The organism is Caulobacter sp. Root343, from assembly GCF_001425745.1.
In the GTDB taxonomy this organism is placed as follows: Bacteria; Pseudomonadota; Alphaproteobacteria; order Caulobacterales; family Caulobacteraceae; genus Caulobacter.
This window is the reverse complement of sequence record NZ_LMDF01000006.1, coordinates 285,603-304,451: the sequence shown is the minus strand read 5'-3', so window position 1 is coordinate 304,451 and position 18,849 is coordinate 285,603. Positions and strand designations below refer to the sequence as shown.

Annotated in this window: 19 protein-coding genes and 2 pseudogenes; 11 read left to right on the top strand and 10 right to left on the bottom strand. The window is 67.9% G+C overall.

Going from position 1 to position 18,849, the window contains the following annotated elements; all coding sequences use genetic code 11:
- Positions 1-13 precede the first annotated feature (13 nt).
- Positions 14-925, top strand: a complete 912-nt coding sequence (locus tag ASC70_RS09150; RefSeq protein WP_047410534.1) for a ribokinase — start codon at positions 14-16, stop codon at positions 923-925.
- A gap of 98 nt (positions 926-1,023) precedes the next feature.
- Here the strand turns inward: ASC70_RS09150 and ASC70_RS09145 are convergent, their stop codons facing one another.
- The 7 genes from ASC70_RS09145 to ASC70_RS09115 all read right to left on the bottom strand — a co-directional run bounded on the left by ASC70_RS09145 (position 1,024) and on the right by ASC70_RS09115 (position 5,710).
- Positions 1,024-1,299: a DUF5985 family protein gene (locus ASC70_RS09145; protein ID WP_056049177.1), complete on the bottom strand. Its 276-nt coding sequence runs from the start codon at positions 1,297-1,299 to the stop codon at positions 1,024-1,026.
- A complete protein-coding gene (locus tag ASC70_RS09140) occupies positions 1,296-1,562 on the bottom strand; it encodes a DUF5985 family protein (protein ID WP_056049176.1) in 267 nt (88 codons plus the stop codon). Before ASC70_RS09140 ends, ASC70_RS09145 begins: the two co-directional genes overlap by 4 nt.
- Positions 1,559-1,945 (bottom strand): hypothetical protein, encoded by a 387-nt coding sequence (locus ASC70_RS09135; RefSeq protein WP_056049173.1) that lies wholly within the window; start codon positions 1,943-1,945, stop codon positions 1,559-1,561. The genes ASC70_RS09140 and ASC70_RS09135 overlap by 4 nt, the downstream gene beginning before the upstream one ends.
- Positions 1,946-2,051: 106 nt before the next feature.
- The gene (locus ASC70_RS09130; RefSeq protein WP_082539648.1) at positions 2,052-2,546 is read right to left on the bottom strand and encodes a PAS domain-containing protein; all 495 of its coding nucleotides are present in this window, start codon (positions 2,544-2,546) and stop codon (positions 2,052-2,054) included.
- Positions 2,547-2,742: 196 nt separating this feature from the next.
- A complete protein-coding gene (locus tag ASC70_RS09125; RefSeq protein ID WP_047410521.1) occupies positions 2,743-3,162 on the bottom strand; it encodes a MucR family transcriptional regulator in 420 nt (139 codons plus the stop codon).
- 227 nt (positions 3,163-3,389) lie between these two features.
- Positions 3,390-4,613, bottom strand: coding sequence for a DUF2336 domain-containing protein (locus tag ASC70_RS09120; protein WP_056049168.1), 1,224 nt, complete (start codon positions 4,611-4,613; stop codon positions 3,390-3,392).
- A gap of 212 nt (positions 4,614-4,825) precedes the next feature.
- Entirely contained in the window at positions 4,826-5,710 is an 885-nt protein-coding gene (locus ASC70_RS09115; RefSeq protein WP_056049165.1) for a crotonase/enoyl-CoA hydratase family protein, read from the bottom strand.
- Positions 5,711-6,024: 314 nt separating this feature from the next.
- On the opposite strand from ASC70_RS09115, the gene ASC70_RS09110 reads away from it, so the two are divergent.
- The 8 genes from ASC70_RS09110 to ASC70_RS09075 all read left to right on the top strand — a co-directional run bounded on the left by ASC70_RS09110 (position 6,025) and on the right by ASC70_RS09075 (position 13,459).
- Positions 6,025-7,692 (top strand): GMC family oxidoreductase, encoded by a 1,668-nt coding sequence (locus ASC70_RS09110; protein ID WP_056049162.1) that lies wholly within the window; start codon positions 6,025-6,027, stop codon positions 7,690-7,692.
- A gap of 142 nt (positions 7,693-7,834) precedes the next feature.
- The gene (locus ASC70_RS09105) at positions 7,835-9,373 is read left to right on the top strand and encodes an acyl-CoA synthetase (protein ID WP_056049158.1); all 1,539 of its coding nucleotides are present in this window, start codon (positions 7,835-7,837) and stop codon (positions 9,371-9,373) included.
- A gap of 41 nt (positions 9,374-9,414) precedes the next feature.
- Entirely contained in the window at positions 9,415-9,783 is a 369-nt protein-coding gene (locus ASC70_RS09100) for a DUF4180 domain-containing protein (RefSeq protein WP_056049156.1), read from the top strand.
- Between the two features lie 224 nt (positions 9,784-10,007).
- On the top strand, positions 10,008-11,339 hold the full coding sequence (locus ASC70_RS09095; protein ID WP_056050542.1) for an Nramp family divalent metal transporter: 1,332 nt from the start codon (positions 10,008-10,010) through the stop codon (positions 11,337-11,339).
- A gap of 109 nt (positions 11,340-11,448) precedes the next feature.
- Complete coding sequence (locus ASC70_RS09090) at positions 11,449-11,865, top strand: surface-adhesin E family protein (protein ID WP_056049154.1); 417 nt, start codon at positions 11,449-11,451, stop codon at positions 11,863-11,865.
- 117 nt (positions 11,866-11,982) lie between these two features.
- On the top strand, positions 11,983-12,432 hold the full coding sequence (locus ASC70_RS09085; RefSeq protein ID WP_056049151.1) for a MaoC family dehydratase: 450 nt from the start codon (positions 11,983-11,985) through the stop codon (positions 12,430-12,432).
- Positions 12,433-12,664: 232 nt separating this feature from the next.
- Positions 12,665-12,982, top strand: a complete 318-nt coding sequence (locus ASC70_RS09080; RefSeq protein WP_056049148.1) for a DUF1272 domain-containing protein — start codon at positions 12,665-12,667, stop codon at positions 12,980-12,982.
- 3 nt (positions 12,983-12,985) lie between these two features.
- On the top strand, positions 12,986-13,459 hold the full coding sequence (locus ASC70_RS09075; RefSeq protein WP_056049143.1) for an OsmC family protein: 474 nt from the start codon (positions 12,986-12,988) through the stop codon (positions 13,457-13,459).
- On the opposite strand, the gene ASC70_RS09070 is transcribed toward ASC70_RS09075, so the two are convergent.
- The gene (locus ASC70_RS09070; protein ID WP_056049140.1) at positions 13,441-14,244 is read right to left on the bottom strand and encodes a helix-turn-helix domain-containing protein; all 804 of its coding nucleotides are present in this window, start codon (positions 14,242-14,244) and stop codon (positions 13,441-13,443) included. The two genes, ASC70_RS09075 and ASC70_RS09070, sit on opposite strands and share 19 nt — an antisense overlap.
- A 122-nt stretch (positions 14,245-14,366) precedes the next feature.
- Here ASC70_RS09070 and ASC70_RS09065 point away from each other — a divergent pair, with 122 nt between their 5' ends.
- Positions 14,367-15,299 (top strand): alpha/beta fold hydrolase, encoded by a 933-nt coding sequence (locus ASC70_RS09065; protein ID WP_200939210.1) that lies wholly within the window; start codon positions 14,367-14,369, stop codon positions 15,297-15,299.
- Between the two features lie 58 nt (positions 15,300-15,357).
- Here the strand turns inward: ASC70_RS09065 and ASC70_RS09060 are convergent.
- A pseudogene (locus ASC70_RS09060) lies at positions 15,358-15,539 on the bottom strand (CsbD family protein); the annotation flags it as partial.
- A 69-nt stretch (positions 15,540-15,608) separates the two neighbouring features.
- Positions 15,609-16,554, bottom strand: a pseudogene (locus ASC70_RS09055) (serine protease).
- Positions 16,555-16,589: 35 nt separating this feature from the next.
- On the opposite strand from ASC70_RS09055, the gene ASC70_RS09050 reads away from it, so the two are divergent.
- The gene (locus ASC70_RS09050; protein ID WP_056049132.1) at positions 16,590-18,773 is read left to right on the top strand and encodes a S9 family peptidase; all 2,184 of its coding nucleotides are present in this window, start codon (positions 16,590-16,592) and stop codon (positions 18,771-18,773) included.
- The last annotated feature ends 76 nt before the right edge of the window (positions 18,774-18,849 follow it).

The following is an 18,849-nucleotide window of genomic DNA, read 5'->3' as shown; positions in this document are numbered from 1 at the left end:
GAAGACCAGGACCATGACTGTTTTCGTTCTCGGCTCGATCAATCTGGACGCCGTGGCCCGGGTCGACGACCTGCCGCGCCCCGGCGAGACGGTGGCCGGCCTTTCGCTGGAACTGTTCCTGGGCGGCAAGGGCGCCAACCAGGCGGTCGCCGCCGCGCGCATGGGCGCCCCCACCCGCCTGATGGGCGCGGTCGGCGGCGACGAGAGCGGCCGCAACCTGAAGGCCAAGCTGGCTGGCTACGGCGTGCAGGTGGCCGACGTGATGGAGCTGGACGGCGTGGCCACCGGCCAGGCCCACGTCTGGGTCGCCAAGAGCGCCGAGAACATGATCGTGGTCACCGCCGGCGCCAACGCGCGGGTCACGCCGCAGCAGGTCTCGGCGACGCCGCTGGAGGGCCAGCGCGTGCTGCTGTGCCAGCTGGAGACCCCGCCCACCGCCATCGAGGCCCTGTTCCGCACCGGCGCGTCCAAGGGGGCCCTGCGCGTCCTGAACGCCGCCCCCGCCCTGCCGCAGGGCGCGGCCCTTTTCCCGCTGACCGACATCCTGATCCTGAACCAGACCGAGCTGGCCACCTACGCCAAGCTGGATCGCGAGCCCGTGCGCCTGGAAGAGGTCTCGATCGCCGCGCGCAAGCTGATGAGCCGCCCGGACCAGATCATCATCGTCACCCTGGGCTCGGCCGGCGTCGCCGCCGTGCGCCGCGACGAGGCCTTCCTGATCGAAGGCAAGAAGGTCAAGGCGATCGACACCGTCGGGGCCGGCGACTGCTTCTGCGGCGCGCTGGCCGCGGCCCTGGCCGGCAATATCGACCTGCGCGACGCCGTCGAGATGGCCAACGCCGCCGCCGCCCTCTCGGTGCAGAAGGCCGGCGCCGCGCCCTCGATGCCGTCGCGCCGCGAGGTCGAGGTGTTCCTGGAGAGCTAGAGCATCGCGCGGAAAAGTGGTCGCCGGTTTTCCGCGAAAGTGATGCGAAAACAAAAAGCTAGAGCAAGCCGCGCGATTCCGACATCGCGCGGCTTGCTCTAGCCCTCCGGATCTCGCTTCAGGTTCTTGGCCACCACCGCCACGATGATCAGCAGGAAGGCGGCCAGCCGGATCAGGTAGATGCCGCCGCGCTCTTCCTGCGGGATGCCCAGGATCACCGGCAGCGCCTGGTTCAGCGCCATCAGGGCGAAGGCCGCCGAGAAGGCCAGGAACAATCCCTCGCGCGTCCGTCCCCAGAAGCGCAGGAAGAACGCCGCCAGCACCAGGAAGCCCGCGGCCAGGCCGCCGGCGACCAGTCCCTCCAAGGGGCTCATTGGTCTACCTCCCAGATGAAGGCGTAGACCAGCACGCCGATCGCCGCGATCAGGGCGATCTGGCGCGGCCACCACAGCGACGTCTGGGTCGGCAACAGCACCAGGTCGACGACCAGCAGCAGGTTGTTCAGCGCCAGGAACGCGAACGAGACGGCGGTCCAGAGCAGGAGGCGCGTGCGGGCCTTGGCCCAGGCGCGCGCCAACAGGCCCGCGCACAGCAGGCTGGCCAGCAGGCAGAGGCCGTAGACGACAGCGGGCGTCACTTGTCCCCTCCCTTTGGCTTGCCTGAAAACTTGAACGCGTCGGCCAGCGACTTCAGGCGCTCCACCGGCGCCGAGATCCAGCGGATCACCGTGACCGGGCGCACGCGATAGGTCTCTTCCAGCTCGTCGCACAAGGTCGCCAAGGCGGCGGCGGCCGGCCGGTAGCGGAAGCAGCCGCGATCGTCCGGAACGACCAGGCCGGCGCTCATCAGGGCCGCCAGGTTGTCGTCGACCAGGGCGTGGCTGGCGCGCATGGCCTCGACCAGTTCGTCGGCCGTCCAGCAACGCTCAGGATCGGCCTTTAGCCTCAACAGCAGTTCGAGCGCCCACACCGAACGGATGTGTTCGCGGATGAAGCTCAGAACGTCTGGATCCCCGGTCACACGATCTCGAAAGCAGCCCCTCGGAAGCGCGCGACTTTAAGGGTCGAGCCCCGGCGAGCAAGCTGAGCTGTAGAGATTTCTGGGGTCGAGAAGGTCTTCGGCCGGATCAGGCCGCGCGGATGCCCGAGAAGCCCTCGGCTTGCGAGCCGACCACGGCGTCGTAGCCGAGGATCATGTCGACGTCCTTGCCGTTGCTGGCCAGCGGCAGTCGCAGCCATAGGATCGAGGTGTGCGGGGCGCCGCGCCAGGCCAGGCTGTGGACGCCGACGCCGGGGCGACGTTCGTCGACCACCTTGTCCAGTTCCTTGCGCCAGTAGTCGAAGGCGGCGGTGTTGTAGACATCGCCGATCATCCGGCCGGTGATCTCGCGGCCATAGACGCCGTAGAGGCCGGTGCCGGCCAGGCGCAGGCGGTAGTCGCGCGGCTCGTTGACGACGTCGATCAACGACACCGTCGGCAGCAGCCGTTTCATGCTCGCGGGATGCAGGTCGACGCGCGCGGGGAGGCTAGCCCCCCGACGGAGGGACGCCCAGTAGGCGAACATCTCCTGATGAGCGCGGGCCGCCGAGGCCGATGCGCTCAATTGCGCGGACATCTTCAGAGTCCTTAACAAGCTATTGGAATCACTTCGATTCACTATCGCTTAAGGAACGAATCGGCGGCAAGTGAAAAACATGTCGCGCGACAAGATTCCCGAGATGAGTCAACCACCAAGAGAAACGCCCGCCGTCCAAAACTGGACGACGGGCGCTGCGATGTTTTCGGCCTGTTACGGCCAAGCTTTTGTTCCGACTCGGCTATTTCGCCTTGCGCGCCGGTTTGCGACCGCCCTGGCCCAGGCCCATCTGCTTGGCGAGGTTCGAACGCGCCTCGGCGTAGTTCGGGGCCACCATCGGGTAATCCTTGGGCAGACCCCACTTCGAACGGTAGTCCTCGGGGGTCAGATCGTACTTGGTGCGCAGGTGGCGCTTCAGCGATTTGAACTTCCGACCGTCCTCGAGGCAGATCAGATAGTCGGGCGTGATCGAGCGCTTGACCGGCACGGCCGGCTCCTTCGGCGCCGGCGCCGGCTCGGCGGCCGGAGATCCGACGGTGGCCAAGGCGGCGTGGACTTGCTTGATCAAGGCCGGCAGGTCCGCGGTCGAGACCACGTTGTTGCCGACATAGGCGGAGACGATGCCCGCCGTCATCTCGATCAGGTCGGATTGATCTTCCATTAAGGCCTCGCTCGACGCCAACTTTTTGTTGATCCGGCTGATTCCCGAACCAGTCGAGGGCTGCATACAAAGATTGCCGACGGCCGGCAATACGATCTCGCCAAGAGATTATCCGTAATAGAGCAGTGTTCAGGCCTTTGGCTCGACCCGTCACAAAATGAGTAAGTCCGGTTGAGTTCCTGAACCACAGCAAGCGGCCGGAGTGGGAGACCAACGATATTCGGGAGTTAGCGCCCGAAATCGCGGGAGAGCGCCAACATCGCCGCGCGTTGTGGCGCCGAGTATTCGTCGACGGCGGCCTCGTCGCCCTCGCGGATGGCTTTCAGCAGGGCCGGGGTCAGGGCCGAGGTCAGCGACCAGTTCCAGTAGCGCAGCACCGTCTGGGCCCGATCGACGGCAATGGCGTCATAGACGCGCAGCACCCGCTCCAGCGCGTGGTCGATGGCCCCGCTGCGGTCGACCTCCTGCCGGCGCAGGCCGCGCCACAACGAACGGAGCGCCGCGCGCGGCAGGCCGGTGGCCTTGCACAGGATGGCCAGGGGCTCGCCGCCGGGATCGGTGAAGATCTTGGCGCCGGTCATCGGCTTCAGGCCCGAGAGATAGGAGATCTCCTCGCAGATCTCGCGCGTCAGGCCCGACTCGCCGGCGGCGACCGCCTCGTCGAGGCTGTCGTACGGGCTCTTGGCGATGGCGGCGCGGTTGCGCTGGCGGCGCTCGATGAACTGCAGGGCCTTGCGCGACAGCGGGTCCTGCCAGCCCTCGGCCGAGGCCAGGGCGAAGACGTCGCCGACCGCGTCCTGCAGGATCTCGCGCGACACCGCGAAGCGCTGGAGGATGGTCCGCCGCGCCTCGGCGTCGGCCCACCAGAACATCACATAGGCATGGCTGGGCCGCAGCTCGGCGCGGCGCAGCAGCATCGGGATCAGGTATTGGGCGTCGCGCGTCGCGGCGACGATGTTCTCGACGCCCTGGTGGCTGATCTTGACCAGCTCGTTGCGCAGCAGGGCCTCGATCACCGGCGACTCGCCCATGTCGATCAGGGCGTCGGCCACCACCTCGCTGACGCCGCGCCGTTGGGCGATCAGACGGCGGTGCTCCATCGAGGCGTGGTAGAGGCAGCTGATCAGGTCGGCGTCCGACAGCTTCTCGGCGTCGACCAGCAGGGCCCGCGCCACCGGCAGTTCGTCGCGCAGCAGCAGGCGGACCAGCACGCCGGGCATCTCGTTGAGCATGGCCAGGCGGCGGGCGACCTTCTCGCGCTCGACGACGTTGGCGTCGCGCAGCATCTCAACCAGCAGGTCGGCGGTCATCGACCGCTCGAAGGCGTTGATCCGGCTGGTCGGCAAGCAGACCACGTCGGCCAGGCGCTTGAGCAGGGTCGTGCGCGAGCGCGGCGCGGGCCTGGGGGCCTCGGGCTCTCCGAACGACGATGTCAGCGCGGCTTCGCTCATCGGATCGACAAGAGCACGACGTGCTTAACGGGTGATGAGCAGTTGGCCGCGACAGTACGACACTCTCTCCTCCCCATTAGGGGGAGGTGGATCGGCGCGAATACGCGGCGAGACGGAGGGGGTCCGCGAAGCGGTGTTGCATTGGCCAATTCACAGGGCCCCTCCACCGGCGTTCGCCGGTCCCCCTCCCCCAAAGGGGGAGGAGAAATGGCCTACCGAAACGCCGGCTCTTCCCACTCCGGCCAGATGTCCGGCAGATCGGTCGAGACCTTGTTCGGATAGACCGGCGCGCGCTTTTCCAGGAACGAGGTCACCCCCTCCTTGGCGTCGCCGGACGAACCGCGAGACTGGATGGCGCGGCTGTCGGCCTTGTGCGCCTCCATCGGATGGGCCGCGCCAGCCATGCGCCACAGCAGCTGGCGGGTCAGGGCGACCGAGACCGGGGCGGTGTTGTCGGCGATCTCGCGGGCCAGGGCGCGGGCGGCCGGCAGCAGGTCCTCGGGGGCGTGCAGCGAGCGGACGAGACCCTTGTCCAGCGCCTCCTGGGCCGGGAACACGCGACCGGTGTAGCACCACTCCAGCGCCGTCTGCAGGCCGACCAGCCGCGACAGGAACCAGGACGAGGCCGCCTCGGGATTGATGCCGCGGCGGGCGAAGACGAAGCCGAACTTGGCCTCGGTCGAGGCCATCCGGATGTCCATTGGCAATTGCATGGTGACGCCGACCCCGACCGCCGCGCCGTTGATCGCGCCGATGATCGGCTTCAGGCTGTCGAACATCCGCAGGACCACGCGGCCGCCGCCGTCGCGATAGACGTCGCCGACCTTGCCCTCCTCGCGCTCCAGGGCTTGCGGCGAAGTGCGGTCGAAGGTGGCTCCGCCGGCGCCCAGGTCCGCCCCGGCGCAGAACGCCCGCCCCGCGCCGGTGATGATCACCACCTTCACCGCGTCGTCGGCGTCGGTGAGGTCGAACACCTCGATCAGGTCCTTCATCATCCGGGCGGTGAAGGCGTTCATCCGCTCCGGCCGGTTCAGGGTGACCGTCGCGACCCCGTCCTCGACGGCGTACAGCAGGGTCTCGAAGTTGGGTTGCGACATAGGGGCGTCCTCTGATTTCCGCGATCCAAACATGCGTATGAATCAGGCGCAACATCCCTTCTCCCCTTGCGGGAGAAGGTGTCGCCGTCAGGCGACGGATGAGGGGTCGTACAAGCCGTTCCGGACAGGACTTTCGACCCCTCATCCGTCCGCTTCGCGGCCACCTTCTCCCGCAAGGGGAGAAGGAAGATCACGCACCCCCCACGGCGCCTTGCGCGATCTGGAAACCTGGGCGCATCCTCTCAACTGAACGCCGATAACGCGGGACACACGCGAACGGCCGCCCAAGAGAACGGGCAAAAGGGAGAGAGACGATGACCGGGACCCTCGAGGCCGACTATGTGATCGTCGGCGCCGGTTCGGCCGGCTGCGTGCTGGCCGCGCGGCTGTCGGAAGGCGGACGCCTCAAGGTCCTGCTGCTGGAGGCCGGCGGCGACGACCGCCCCACCAAGAACCTCGGACAGTTCGCCTCGAACCTGATGATCCACATCCCGGTCGGCTATTCGTCGACCTTGAAGGATCCCAAGGTCAACTGGCTCTACACCACCGAGCCGGACCCCGGCACCGGTGGTCGCACCCACGTCTGGCCGCGCGGCAAGGTGCTGGGCGGCTCGTCCTCGATCAACGGCCTGCTCTACATCCGCGGCCAGCACGCCGACTATGACGGCTGGCGGCAGCTGGGCTGCGAGGGCTGGGGCTGGGACGACGTCGCCTCCTACTTCCGCCGCGCCGAGCACCAGGAGCGCGGCGACTGCGACTGGCACGCCACCGGCGGCCCGCTGAACGTCTCGGACGTCACCACAAAGCACCCGGTGTCGGACGCGGTGATCGAGGCCTGCGAGCAGGCCGGCATACCCCGCAACGACGACGTCAACGGCTCGGCCCAGGAGGGCGCGACCTACTACCAGCTGACGGTCAAGAACGGCCAGCGCTGCTCGGCGGCGGTGGCCTATCTGCATCCGGCCATGACGCGGCCGAACCTCCGGGTCGAGACCAACGCCCTGGCCGGCAAGATCCTGTTCGAGGGCAAGCGCGCGGTCGGCGTCGCCTTCACCCAGAACGGCGTCCAGCGCGTCGCCAAGGCGCGGGGCGAGGTGATCCTGGCCGGTGGAGCGATCAACTCGCCCCAGCTGCTGCAGCTGTCGGGCGTCGGCCCCGCCGAGCTGCTGATCCGCAACGGCGTCCCCGTGGTCGCCGACCTGCCCGGGGTCGGCGAGAACCTGCAGGACCACTATGTGATGAGCGTGCGCTATCGGCTGAAGCCCGGCGTCGTCTCGGTCAACGAGCAGTCCAAGGGCGGGCGCCTGGCCGGCGAGGCGCTGCGCTATCTGTTCCAGCGCAAGGGCCTGCTGACCCTGTCGGCCGCCCACATCGCCGCCTTCTGTAAATCGCGTCCGGATTTGGCGGGACCGGACATCCAGTTCCACATCCTGCCGGCGACCATGGACCTGGCCAAGCTGAACAACGAGCAGAAGATGGTGCTGGAGGACGCCCCCGGCCTGACCATCGCCCCCTGCCAGCTGCGTCCCGAGAGCCGAGGCCATGTGCGGATCAAGTCGGCCGATCCGTCGACCTATCCGACCATCTTCGCCAACTACCTGGCCGATCCGCTGGACCAGGAGGTGGCGGTGGCGGGCCTGAAGTGGGCGCGCAGGATCGGCGCGGCGCCGGCGCTGTCGCCCTATGTCGAGAGCGAGCTCAATCCGGGCGGCGCGTTCGCGACCGACGAGCAGCTGCTGGCCTATGCCCGGCTCAGCGGCTCGACCATCTATCACCCGGTCGGCACCTGCCAGATGGGCCAGGGTCCGATGGCCGTGGTCGACGCCCAGCTGCGGGTGCGCGGGATCGAGGGGCTGCGGGTGGTCGACGCCTCGGTCATGCCGCGCCTGGTCTCGGGCAACACCAACGCCCCCACGATCATGATCGCCGAGAAGGCCAGCGACATGATCCGCGCCGCGGCGAGGGAGGCGGTGGCGGCTTAGTCCCCGCCTCCCTGTCATCCCGGACAAGCGCGCAGCGCGCCGATCCGGGACCGCCGGAAGCGCCGACGCCTGTTGCGGTCCCGGGTCTCCGCTGCGCTCCGCCCGGGATGACATTCAAGTTCGAGAAGAAGAGGCCCCCGCGATGCACCCCTGCCGCCACGCCGAAACGCAACCGGACAAGCCCGCCTATGTCATGGCCGGCTCGGGCGAGGTGGTGACCTACGGCCAGCTGGACGCGCGCTCGAACCAGGGGGCGCATCTGTTCCGGTCGCTGGGCCTGTCCGCGGGCGAGGTCATCGCCATCCTGATGGAGAACAACGCCCGCCTGTTCGAGGTCGCCTGGTCGGCGCAGCGGGCCGGGCTGTACTTCGTCTGCATCTCGACCAAGCTGACCGCCGGCGAGGTCGAGTACATCCTGAAGGACTGCGGGGCCAAGGTGTTCGTCACCTCGACCGCCATGGGCCCGCTGATCGACGAGGTCGCCCGGCTGGTCCCGGACCTCACCCTGTTCGCCGTCGGCGGTCCGCACGGCGCCTACAAGAGTTACGAGGACGCCCGCGCCCGCGAGCCGACCACGCCGATCGCCGACGAGACCGCCGGCTCCGACATGCTCTATTCGTCCGGCACCACCGGCCGGCCCAAGGGCGTCAAGCCGGCCCTGAGCGGTGGCCCGATCGACGCGCCCAACGCCCTGCAGGCGATCGCCCAGGGCCTTTTCGGCTTCTCGGGCGACAGCGTCTATCTCTCGCCGGCCCCGCTGTACCATGCCGCGCCGCTGCGCTGGTGCATGACCGTCCACAAGCTGGGCGGCACGGTGGTGGTGATGGAGAAGTTCGAGCCCGAGGCGGCCCTGGCTCTGATCCAGGATCGCCGGATCAACTGCGGCCAATTCGTCCCGACCCATTTCGTGCGGATGCTGAAACTGCCCGAGGCGGTGCGCGCCAAGTACGACGTCTCGTCGATGCGGTCGGCCATCCACGCCGCCGCCCCCTGCCCCGTCCCGATCAAGGAGCAGATGATCGCCTGGTGGGGGCCGGTGATCTACGAGTACTACGCCGGCACCGAGGGCAACGGCTTCTGCTGGATCAATTCCGACAACTGGCTCGCGCGGAAGGGCAGCGTCGGCCAGGCGGTGCTGGGCGAGCTGCGGATCTGCGACGAGGCCGGCGACCCGTTGCCGCCCCGCGCGGAGGGGACGGTCTATTTCGCCAACGGCCCGGCCGTGAACTACCACAACGCCCCGGAGAAGACCGCCGAGAGCTACAACAAGCACGGCTGGACGACGCTGGGCGACGTCGGCTGGGCCGACGAGGACGGCTATCTCTACCTGACCGACCGCAAGAGCTTCATGATCATCTCGGGCGGGGTGAACATCTATCCGCAGGAGATCGAGAACCTGCTGATCACCCACCCCAAGGTCGCCGACGCCGCCGTGGTCGGCGCCCCGTGCGAGGAGATGGGCGAGCAGGTCGTGGCGGTGATCCAGCCAATGGACCCCGCCGACGACCAGGCCACCCTGGCCGCCGAACTGCTGGCCTTCGCCCGCGCCAATCTCAGTCACGTGAAGGCTCCAAGGCGGATCGACTTCATGGCCGAACTGCCCCGGCATCCGACCGGCAAGCTCTACAAGCGCCTGATCCGCGACGCCTATTGGGGCAAGGGCGAGAGCCGGATCGTCTAGCCGCGATTGCGGGATTCACGGGCGCGCCCTATCTGGCCGCCATGACCGAGATCGCCACCATCGCCGGAACCAAGGTCCTGTTCGTCGCCGCCGACGGCGCGCCACTGGACGCGATCACCGCCGGCGATCTGCTGGGCGAGGCCTGGGGCGTCGAGGCCGACCTGGTCGCGGTCCCGCTTGCGCGCCTGGCCGAAGGCTTCCTGGACCTTTCCACCCGCATCGCCGGCGAGGTCGTCCAGAAGTTCACCAACTATCGCATCCGCCTGGCCTTCGTCGGCGACATCTCGGCCCGAACCGAGATCAGCCGCAGCCTGCGCGACTTCGTCCATGAGTCGAACCAGGGCCGGCAGGTCTGGTTCGTGACCGATCGGCCCGAGCTGGAAGCGCGGCTCTCCGAAGCTTCCCGCTAGCCCCGGCGCCACATGTCGCCGGGGCCGCCGCTGGGGTTTGCGGGCTCGCCAGGGATCGGGGAGACGCGATGCGAGCTTTCGGGGAAGGGCCGGACGATGCGAACGTTCCGCCATGAGACCGTCGTCGCGCGAGATCGTCGCGTTTCGCCTACGGGTTGATCAACGGCGCTCAAGTTCGCGGCGCCGGGGCTGACAACGCGGCCGACACTCGCCACCTTGGCCGTATGTTCGCCGCCCTGCTCGACCGCCTGCCGAAAACCGCCACCGCCCCGTTCTGCCCGGCCGAGGTGCGCGGCGCCGTCACGGTGCCGGACGGCCTGTCGACCTGGAAGCGGATGCTGCGGGTGGCGGGGCCCGGCCTGCTGGTCAGCGTCGGTTACATGGACCCCGGCAACTGGGCGACCGACATCGAGGCCGGGTCGCGCTACGGGACCAGCCTGCTGTTCGTCGTGGTGCTGTCCAGCCTGGCCGCCATCGTGCTGCAGACCCTGGCCATGCGTCTGGGCCTGGTCACCGGCAAGGACCTGGCCCGGATGTCGCGCGAGCGGTTCGGGCCGCGCGCGGTCCGAATACAATGGCTGCTGGCCGAGCTGGCCATCATCGCCTGCGATATCGCCGAGGTGCTGGGCAGCGCCCTGGCCTTCAAGCTGCTGCTAGGCATACCGCTATGGGTCGGCGTGCTGCTGACCGCCCTGGACACGGTCATCGTGCTGGGCCTGAAGGGCAAGGGCTTCCGGCAGCTGGAAGCGATCATCCTGGGCCTGATCCTGACAGTCGGGGTCTGTTTCCTGGTCCAGCTGATCCTGGCGCCGCCGAACGCCGGCGACGTGGCGCGCGGGCTGGTGCCGTCGCTGAGCGCTCTGCAGCAGGGCAACGCCCTCTATCTGGCGATCGGCATCCTGGGCGCGACGATCATGCCGCATAACCTCTATCTGCACTCGTCGATCGTGCAGACGCGGGTGACCCCGGCCGACGAGCCGGGCAAGCGGGCCGCGATCCGCCTCTCGACCATCGACACCGTCGTCTCGCTGTTCCTGGCCCTGTTCATCAACGCCGCCATCCTGATCCTGGCCGCCTCAGCCTTTCACCGTTCGGGCCTGACAACGGTGGCGGGCATCGAGGAGGCGCACCAGTTGCTGGCGCCCGTCACCGGCGGGGTGCTGGCCGGCGCCCTGTTCGCCATCGCCCTGTTCGCCTCGGGCCAAAGCTCGACCTTCACCGGCACCATCGCCGGCCAGGTGATCCTGGAGGGGTTCCTCGATCTGAAGATCCCCTGCTGGCAGCGGCGGCTGATCACTCGGGGCCTGGCCATCGTCCCGGCCCTGATCGGCGTGCTGACGATGGGCGAGCATTCGGTCGGCAAGCTGCTCGTTTTGACCCAGGTGGTGCTGAGCGCCCAGCTGCCGTTCGCCATCTGGCCGCTGCTGCGCTTCACCGACGACAAGAGCCTGATGGGGCCGTTCGCCAACGGCTGGGCGACCAAGGCCGTGGCCTGGTTCCTGTTCGTGGTGATCTCGGCGGCGAACGTGTGGCTGGTGGTTTCGACTTTTTCGTAATCCTTCGTCTCGGAGGAGTGCGTGGATGCGCCGCCGCGCCTCAGGCTCCCTTGGTTGCGGACTTCGGGAAACCCCCGCTATGGTCGCGCTTGGATTTGGAGGGGGCTCCATGAACCGCGCATTGATCTTGGGTTTGGTAGTCACCGTGATCGCACTGGCGGATCACGCGCACGCCGCCGAATGGGTGGATTTGAGCGAAAGCACCAACGGCACGGTTTGGGCCGTCGACGCAAGTAGCGTCGTGATCGGCCGAAGAACTCAGAATGTCTGGATCCGCTCAACACTGAAAAAGCCGGATGCGGATGGAGCGGTTTCGACCACGTGGCGATACCAAATCAGCTGCGATGCATCGACCTACACAATTCTTGCGGCGCTCTCGCACCGCGCCGATGGCACGGTGAGCTACAGCAAGACGTTCGCTTCATATGAGCAAAAGGTTGAGCTGGCTGCGCCCGACACCGTGAGCGAAACGATAGTCAAAGCGATCTGCGCGGCCTCGAACGATTCACCGGCCAAATCGAACTAACAGCGCCAAAGCAAGGCCTAGTTCCCGCTCAGCTCACCCAAGGGGCTGTTAGGATGCTTGCCCTTGACCGTCTCTCATGTGATCAATCCAAACAGTTGTTCGAGGGAGAGAAACGCCATGAAGGAAGTCGCCTATGCCGACATCGCCGGCCTGGTCGGTCAGGAGATCGGGGTCTCCGACTGGGTCGAGGTCACCCAGGAGCGGGTCAACCTGTTCGCCGAAGCCACCGGCGACCACCAGTGGATCCATGTCGACGTCGAGCGCGCCACCCAGGAGATCGGCGGCCCGATCGCCCATGGCTTCCTCACCCTGTCGCTGATCCCGATGCTGGGCGCGGGCATCCTGCGCGTCACCGGCGTCACGCGCGGCATCAACTACGGCTGCGACAAGGTCCGCTTCACGGGCATGGTCCGGGTCGGAAAGCGGGTGCGCATGCGCCAGAAGCTGGTCTCGGTGGAGCCCAAGGCCGGCGGCCTGCAGATGAAGAACGAGTGCACCATCGAGATCGAGGGTGAGGAACGTCCCGCCTGCGTGGCCGAGACGATCTCGGTGATCTACGGGGGGTGAGCTCTCTCCTTCGCAACTAACACTGCCTTCCTCGCCCTTGTGGCGAGGACCCATGGTTCCGCCAGGTGGGATCTCGCATAGAGCGCTCCGCTAGCGTGGGCGCGCTCCGATCACGATCTGGCCGGCGGAACACTGGGCCCTAGGCACAAGGCCTAGGGAGGCAAGATTTGTTTGGCGGAAATCGAGGGATAGCCGTCATTTCGCGCCCTACCCGCGCGCGCTAGCCAAGCCCATGCTCCAGCTGCGCCCCAACTGCGAACTCTGCGATCTCGACCTGCCGCCGGACGCGCCGAACGCGCGGATCTGCAGCTACGAATGCACCTACTGCGCCGACTGCGCCGAGACGGTGCTCCAGAACGTCTGCCCGACCTGCGGCGGTGGCTTCGCGCCCCGGCCGATCCGACCGCGGCAGGCTTACCACCATCCGCATATTTCACTGGGCCTGGGCTTCAATCCGGCCAGCGACATCCGCAAATACACGCGCTGGAGTCGGGACGAGATCGCCGCCATGACCGCGCGACTGAAGGATGTCCGTCCAGAGGAGCGTTGAGGAATGGCCAAGCAGCACGACTACACCTGCCTGATCGAGTGGACCGGCGACCGGGGCGAAGGGACCAAGACCTATCGCGGCTATGACCGCACCTGGAACATCGCCACCCCGGGGAAGCCGGTGGTCAGCTGCTCCAACGACCCGCTGCTGGGTGGCGACCCGACGCTGCACAATCCCGAAGACCTGCTGCTGTCGTCGCTGAGCGCCTGCCACATGCTGTGGTACCTGCACCTGGCCTCGAGCGCCGGGATCGTGGTGCGCGGCTACCAGGACCAGCCGATCGGCGTCGGTGAGAGCACGCCCGACGGGGCCGGCCGCTTCCTGAGCGCGACCTTGAAGCCGCACATCCGGGTCCAGCGCGGCGCGGACCTGGCCAAGGCCGACGCCATCCACCACGAGATCCACAAGGTCTGCTTCATCGCCCGCTCGGTGAACTTCCCGGTCGACTACGCGGCGACCTACGAGGAGGTCGACTGAAGCGCCCGAGCCGTCGCGGCGTCCGCGGGCAGGAAGGTCTCGATCGCCAGCTCCGAGACCATGACGTCCAGCGGCGAGCCGAAGGTCATGGTGGCGGACAGGAACGACAGCTCCCCGCCCGGCGTCTTCAGCCGCAGCGGCGCGGCGATCAGGCCTTCGCCGGCCCGGGGATGGGCCTCGCCGCCGGGATAGGCCGACAGCTCCTTGATCAGGTCGGCCAGCTCGGCGTCGCCGCTGTCGGCCAGCTGGCGGCGGAGGCGCGAGAGGATGTGGCCGCGCCATTCGGCCAGGTTGGCGATGCGTGGCGCGACGCCGTCGGGATGCAGGCTGATCCGCAACACGTTGACCGGCCCCTCCAGCAGCTTCGGCGACACGCCCTCCAGCAGCGGCGCGAGGGCGGCGTTGCTGGCCAGCAGGATCCAGCGGCGGTCGATGGCCAGCGCCGGGAACGGCATGTGGGCGTGCAGCACCGCCTCCACCGCCGCGCGGACGGGCGCCAAGCCTGGATCCTCGAACGACCGGTCGGGAAAGACCGGCGCGTAGCCGGCGGCCAGCAGCAGGGCGTTGCGTTCGCGCAAGGGAACTTCCAGGCATTCGGCCAGGCGCAGGACCATGTCGCGGCTGGGCGCGGCGCGGCCGGTCTCCAGGAACGACAGGTGGCGGGTCGAGATCTCGGCGTCGAGCGCCAGGTCCAGCTGGCTCAGCCGGCGCTTCTGGCGCCAGTCGCGCAGGCGCTCGCCGATCGTGGGGACCTTGGTCGGGGCGGAGGTGGTCGCGGTGTTCATAGTCCGGAAGCTAGGGCCCGCCGCGCGGCTGCGCCATTACCTGCCGCGTAATCGACGGTCGGCGCGGTCGGCAAGATCCTGGCGAGGCTCGAACGACGAGCGACACCTCGCCGGAGACCGTCATGACCGCCGCCCTCGCTCCCCTGCCCCGCCGCCGCGCGATCACCGTGATGACCGGCATCGGGGCCATCGTCGCCAGCCTGCCGGCGACCGCCGCGCCCAAGCCAGCTCCCGCCCCCAAACGCCCGGCCTCGATCGTCGCCCGCGACGGGACCCGTCTCTACCACCGCGACTGGGGCGAGGGCCGGCCGGTGGTGTTCCTGGCCGGCTGGGGCCTGCCATCCGAGTGCTGGGCCTATCAAGCCGCCGCCCTCTCGGAGGAGGGCCTGCGCTGCGTCTCATACGACCGGCGCGGCCACGGCCGCTCGGACGCGCCGTGGAAGGGCTACGACTACGACACCCTGGCCGACGACCTGGCCGCGGTGCTGGAGCAGCTGGACCTGCGCGACGTGGTGCTGGTCGGCCATTCGATGGCCGGCGGCGAGATCGTACGCTACTTCAGCCGCCACGGCGGCGCGCGCGTCGGCAAGGTGCTGTTCCTGGCCCCGCTGGACCCCTGCCCCGCCCACAAGGCCGACAACCCGACCGGCCTGCCGCCCGAGACGTTCGAGCAGTTCAGGGCCCAGGTGCTGATGCGCGACTATCCGCGCTGGCTGGAGGAGAACGCTCGTCCGTTCGTGACGCCGGACACCTCGGCCGAGATGGTGGACTGGGTGCGCGGCCTGATGCTGGGGACCACGACCAAGGCCCTGGTCGAGTGCAACCGCGCCGCCACCACCGCCGATCTGCGTCCCGAGATCCCGAACGTGACGGTCCCGGCGCTGGTGATCCAGGGCGACAAGGACGCCTCGACCCCGCTGGAGACCAGCGGCCGGCGCTACGCGGCCCTGGCCCCGAACGCCGAGCTGGTTGTCTACCAAGGCGCGCCGCACGGGCTGATGTTCACCCATATCGAGCGGCTGAATGGGGACATCATCCGGTTCGCACGGAGCTGAATGCAAAACGGCCGCCGGATCGCTCCGGCGGCCGCTTCGTCAGTCTTGGGCAAACGGTCAGTGCTTGATCGCGTCGCCGATCTTGTCCTGGACCTTGCCGACCTTGTTCTGCACGTCGCCCTTGGCCTTCTGGGCCGCGCCCTCGGCTTCGAGACGTTCGTTGCCGGTGGCCTTGCCCGTGGCTTGCTTGACGGCGCCCGCGCCCTTGTCGATGGCGCCTTCGACACGATTGGTGCTCATAACTCGCTCCTGTTGGTGTTGAAGTCCCAACAAGAACGGGCGCGGCGGGCCTGTCGTTCCGAGAAATCCCTAGTGCGAAGCGCCCATCGCCATGGCCGAAACCGCCACCGCCGGCGTCGCGCCGGGCATGGCGGGCTCGGGCTTGGACGCCTTGGCCTGGGTCACGGTCGCGCCGGGAACCTTGTCCAGGATGGCCAGGGTCTCGCGGATGAACTTGGCGTGGGTGACGATGCCGATCTCGAGGCGTTCGCCCGACAACTCGACCTGCTGGGTCAGCAGGCCGGCCACGAACTGGACCTCCTGGCTTTCGCTGGCGCCCGGCCGGCGACGCGCGCCCTCGGCCATGAACACCGGCCCGCCGGAATTGCCGGGGAACACCGAGAAGTCCATCAGGAAGGTCGGGAAATTGGTCGCCGGGGCCAGCGGGTACGAGGCCACGCGGCCCGAGCGCAGGATCGGGAAGCCGGCCGGATTGGCGGCCAGACCGCGCGGGAAGCCCAGCGCCATCATCTCGTCGCCGGGGCCGAGGTTGAACTTGTTGAAGGTGTCGTCCTGGGCCAGGTAGTTGATCGGGATAGCCGCCTTGACGAACTCGGGCGGGGCCTCGACCACCATGGCCGCGACGTCGCGGGTCGGGTGCTTGACCCACAGCGGATGGTCGCCGTCGCGGATCTTCAGGGTCTCGGGATCGTAGCGCCAGACGCCTTCGGCGCCCTGGATGCGATAGCCGATCTTGGCCGACATCGAGGGCATCTTCTCGAAGACGTGGGCGGCGGTGATCAGGATGGTCCGCGGCTTGCCGTCCGGGGTCGGATCGGAAATGAGGAAGCCGGTGCCGACGGTCCGCGAACCATCGCCCAACGGCTGCTCAAGCTGGACCGTCGCCTTGATCAGGTCGACGGACAGATCCAACGGCATGACGCCCCCTTGTTACGCTTAGCTACTGCTAGTCGCCCGACTATTGAGTGAGTTTGACCACAGGAATCTTGCGCCGCAAGTTGTCGTTCTGCCGCAGTCGCGCGTTAAAGCCTGTTGGGGAAAATTCTGGCCATGAACCGGCGACAGATGATGACGCGCGCCGCCGCGACGCTTACGTCATCCCCCACAGTCCTTCCTGGAATAGCTTTCGGAACCGCCATGTCCTCAGACGCCGCTCGCCCTGTTCCCCCGGTCGCGCGAAAGGTCCCCAAGACCATCGAACAACTGGGTCGCACCCGGACCGACGACTATGCCTGGATGAAGGACGAAAACTGGCAAAAGGTCCTGCGCGACCCCAGCCTGATCAAGGCCGACGTCAAGGAGCACCTGACCGCCGAGAACGCCTACACCAAGGCGATGCTGGCCTCGACCGAAGCGCTGCAGGCGCGGATGTTCGAAGAGATGAAAGGTCGCATCAAGGAGGACGACGCCTCGGTGCCCGCCAAGGACGGCCCGTTCGAGTACTACACCCGCTTCGAGAAGGGCGCGCAGCACCCGATCCATGCTCGGAAGGCCCTTGGTGGGGGGGCCGAGGAGATTCTGCTGAACGAGGAAGCCGAGTCGAAAGGCAAGGCCTTCTATCAGGTCGGGGCGGCCAGCCACTCGCCGGACCACAAACTCTACGCCTGGGCCGTCGACGAGCAGGGCTCGGAGGTCTACCGCGTCCATGTGAAGGACCTAGCCTCGGGCAAGGTCCTGGAAAGCCCGGTCGAGAGCACCACCGGCGACTTCTGCTTCTCGCCCGACAGCCAGTGGCTCTACTGGACGTTCCGGGACGACAACGGCCGCCCGGCCAAGATCTATCGCCGGCCGGCGCGCGGGACCGCCCGGGACGACGTGCTGATCTATGACGAGCCCGACGAGGGCTTCTTCATCGGCGTCGGCGTCACGTCGTCCGAGAAGTTCGTCGTCATCTCGTGCGGCAACCAGGAGACCAGCGAGGCGCTGCTGATCCCGGCCGCGACGCCGACCGCCGCGCCGGTCGTCTTCCACCCGCGCGAGGTCGGCCTCCGCTACGAGGTCGAGCACTGGAACGACCACTTCGTGGTCCGCACCAACGCCGACGGCGCGGTCGACTGGAAGCTGGTCGTCTGTCCCGAGACCGCCACCGGCAAGGCCCACTGGAAGGACTGGATCGCCCACCAGCCCGGCCGCCTGATCTCCGGGACCATGGCCTACAAGCGCTGGTTCGTGCGGCTGGAGAAGGTCGACGCCCTGAACCAGGCGGTCGTCACATCTGCTGGCGGCGGCGAGCACACGATCGGCTTCGACGAGGCCGCCTACGCCCTCTCGCTGGAGGGCGGCTACGAGTACGACACCGACACGCTGCGCTTCGTCTACAACTCGATGACCACGCCCCGGCAGTGGTTCGACTACGACATGGCGACCCGCGAAAGGACCCTGCGCAAGACGCAGGAGATCCCCTCCGGCCACGACCCGGCCCAGTACGAGACCCGCCGCCTGAACGCCAAGGCCTCGGACGGGACCGATGTGCCGATCTTCATCCTGATGAAGAAGGGGACCAAGCTGGACGGCTCGGCCCCGCTGCTGCTGTACGGCTATGGCAGCTATGGCATCGCCATGGAGCCCAGCTTCTCGATCCGGAACCTCAGCCTCGTCGACCGCGGCTGGATCTGGGCCACGGCCTGCCCGCGCGGCGGCTCGGAAAAGGGTTGGGGCTGGTTCCTGGACGGCAAGAAGTTCAAGAAGAAGAACACCTTCACCGACTTCATCGCCTGCGCCGAGCACCTGCACGCGGCCGGCTATGGCGCGCCGGCCAACACCGTGGCCTATGGCGGCTCGGCCGGCGGCCTGCTGATGGGCGCGATCTCCAACATGCGGCCGGACCTGTTCGCCGGGATCATCGCCGCCGTGCCGTTCGTCGACGTGGTCAACACCATGAGCGACACCACCCTGCCCTTGACCCCGCCCGAATGGCCCGAATGGGGCAATCCGCTGGAGGACAAGGAGGCCTACGACTACATCGCCAGCTACTCGCCGTACGACAACGTGGCGGCCAAGCCCTATCCGGCCGTGCTGGCCACCGGCGGCCTGTCGGACCCGCGCGTCACCTATTGGGAGCCCGAGAAGTGGGCCGCCAAGCTGCGCGAGCACACCACCAGCGCAAAGCCTGTGCTGTTGAAGATCAACATGGACGCCGGCCACGGCGGCGCGTCCGGACGCTTTGACTTCCTCAAGGAGATCGCCTTGGACTACGCCTTCGCGGTGTGGGCGGTGGAACAGGGCTGGGCGTAAAGCCCCTTCCCCCTCGCGGGGAAGGGGTTGGGGATGGGGGCGCCCGCTCCGTATCGGCCGGCGATAGCGCCGACAC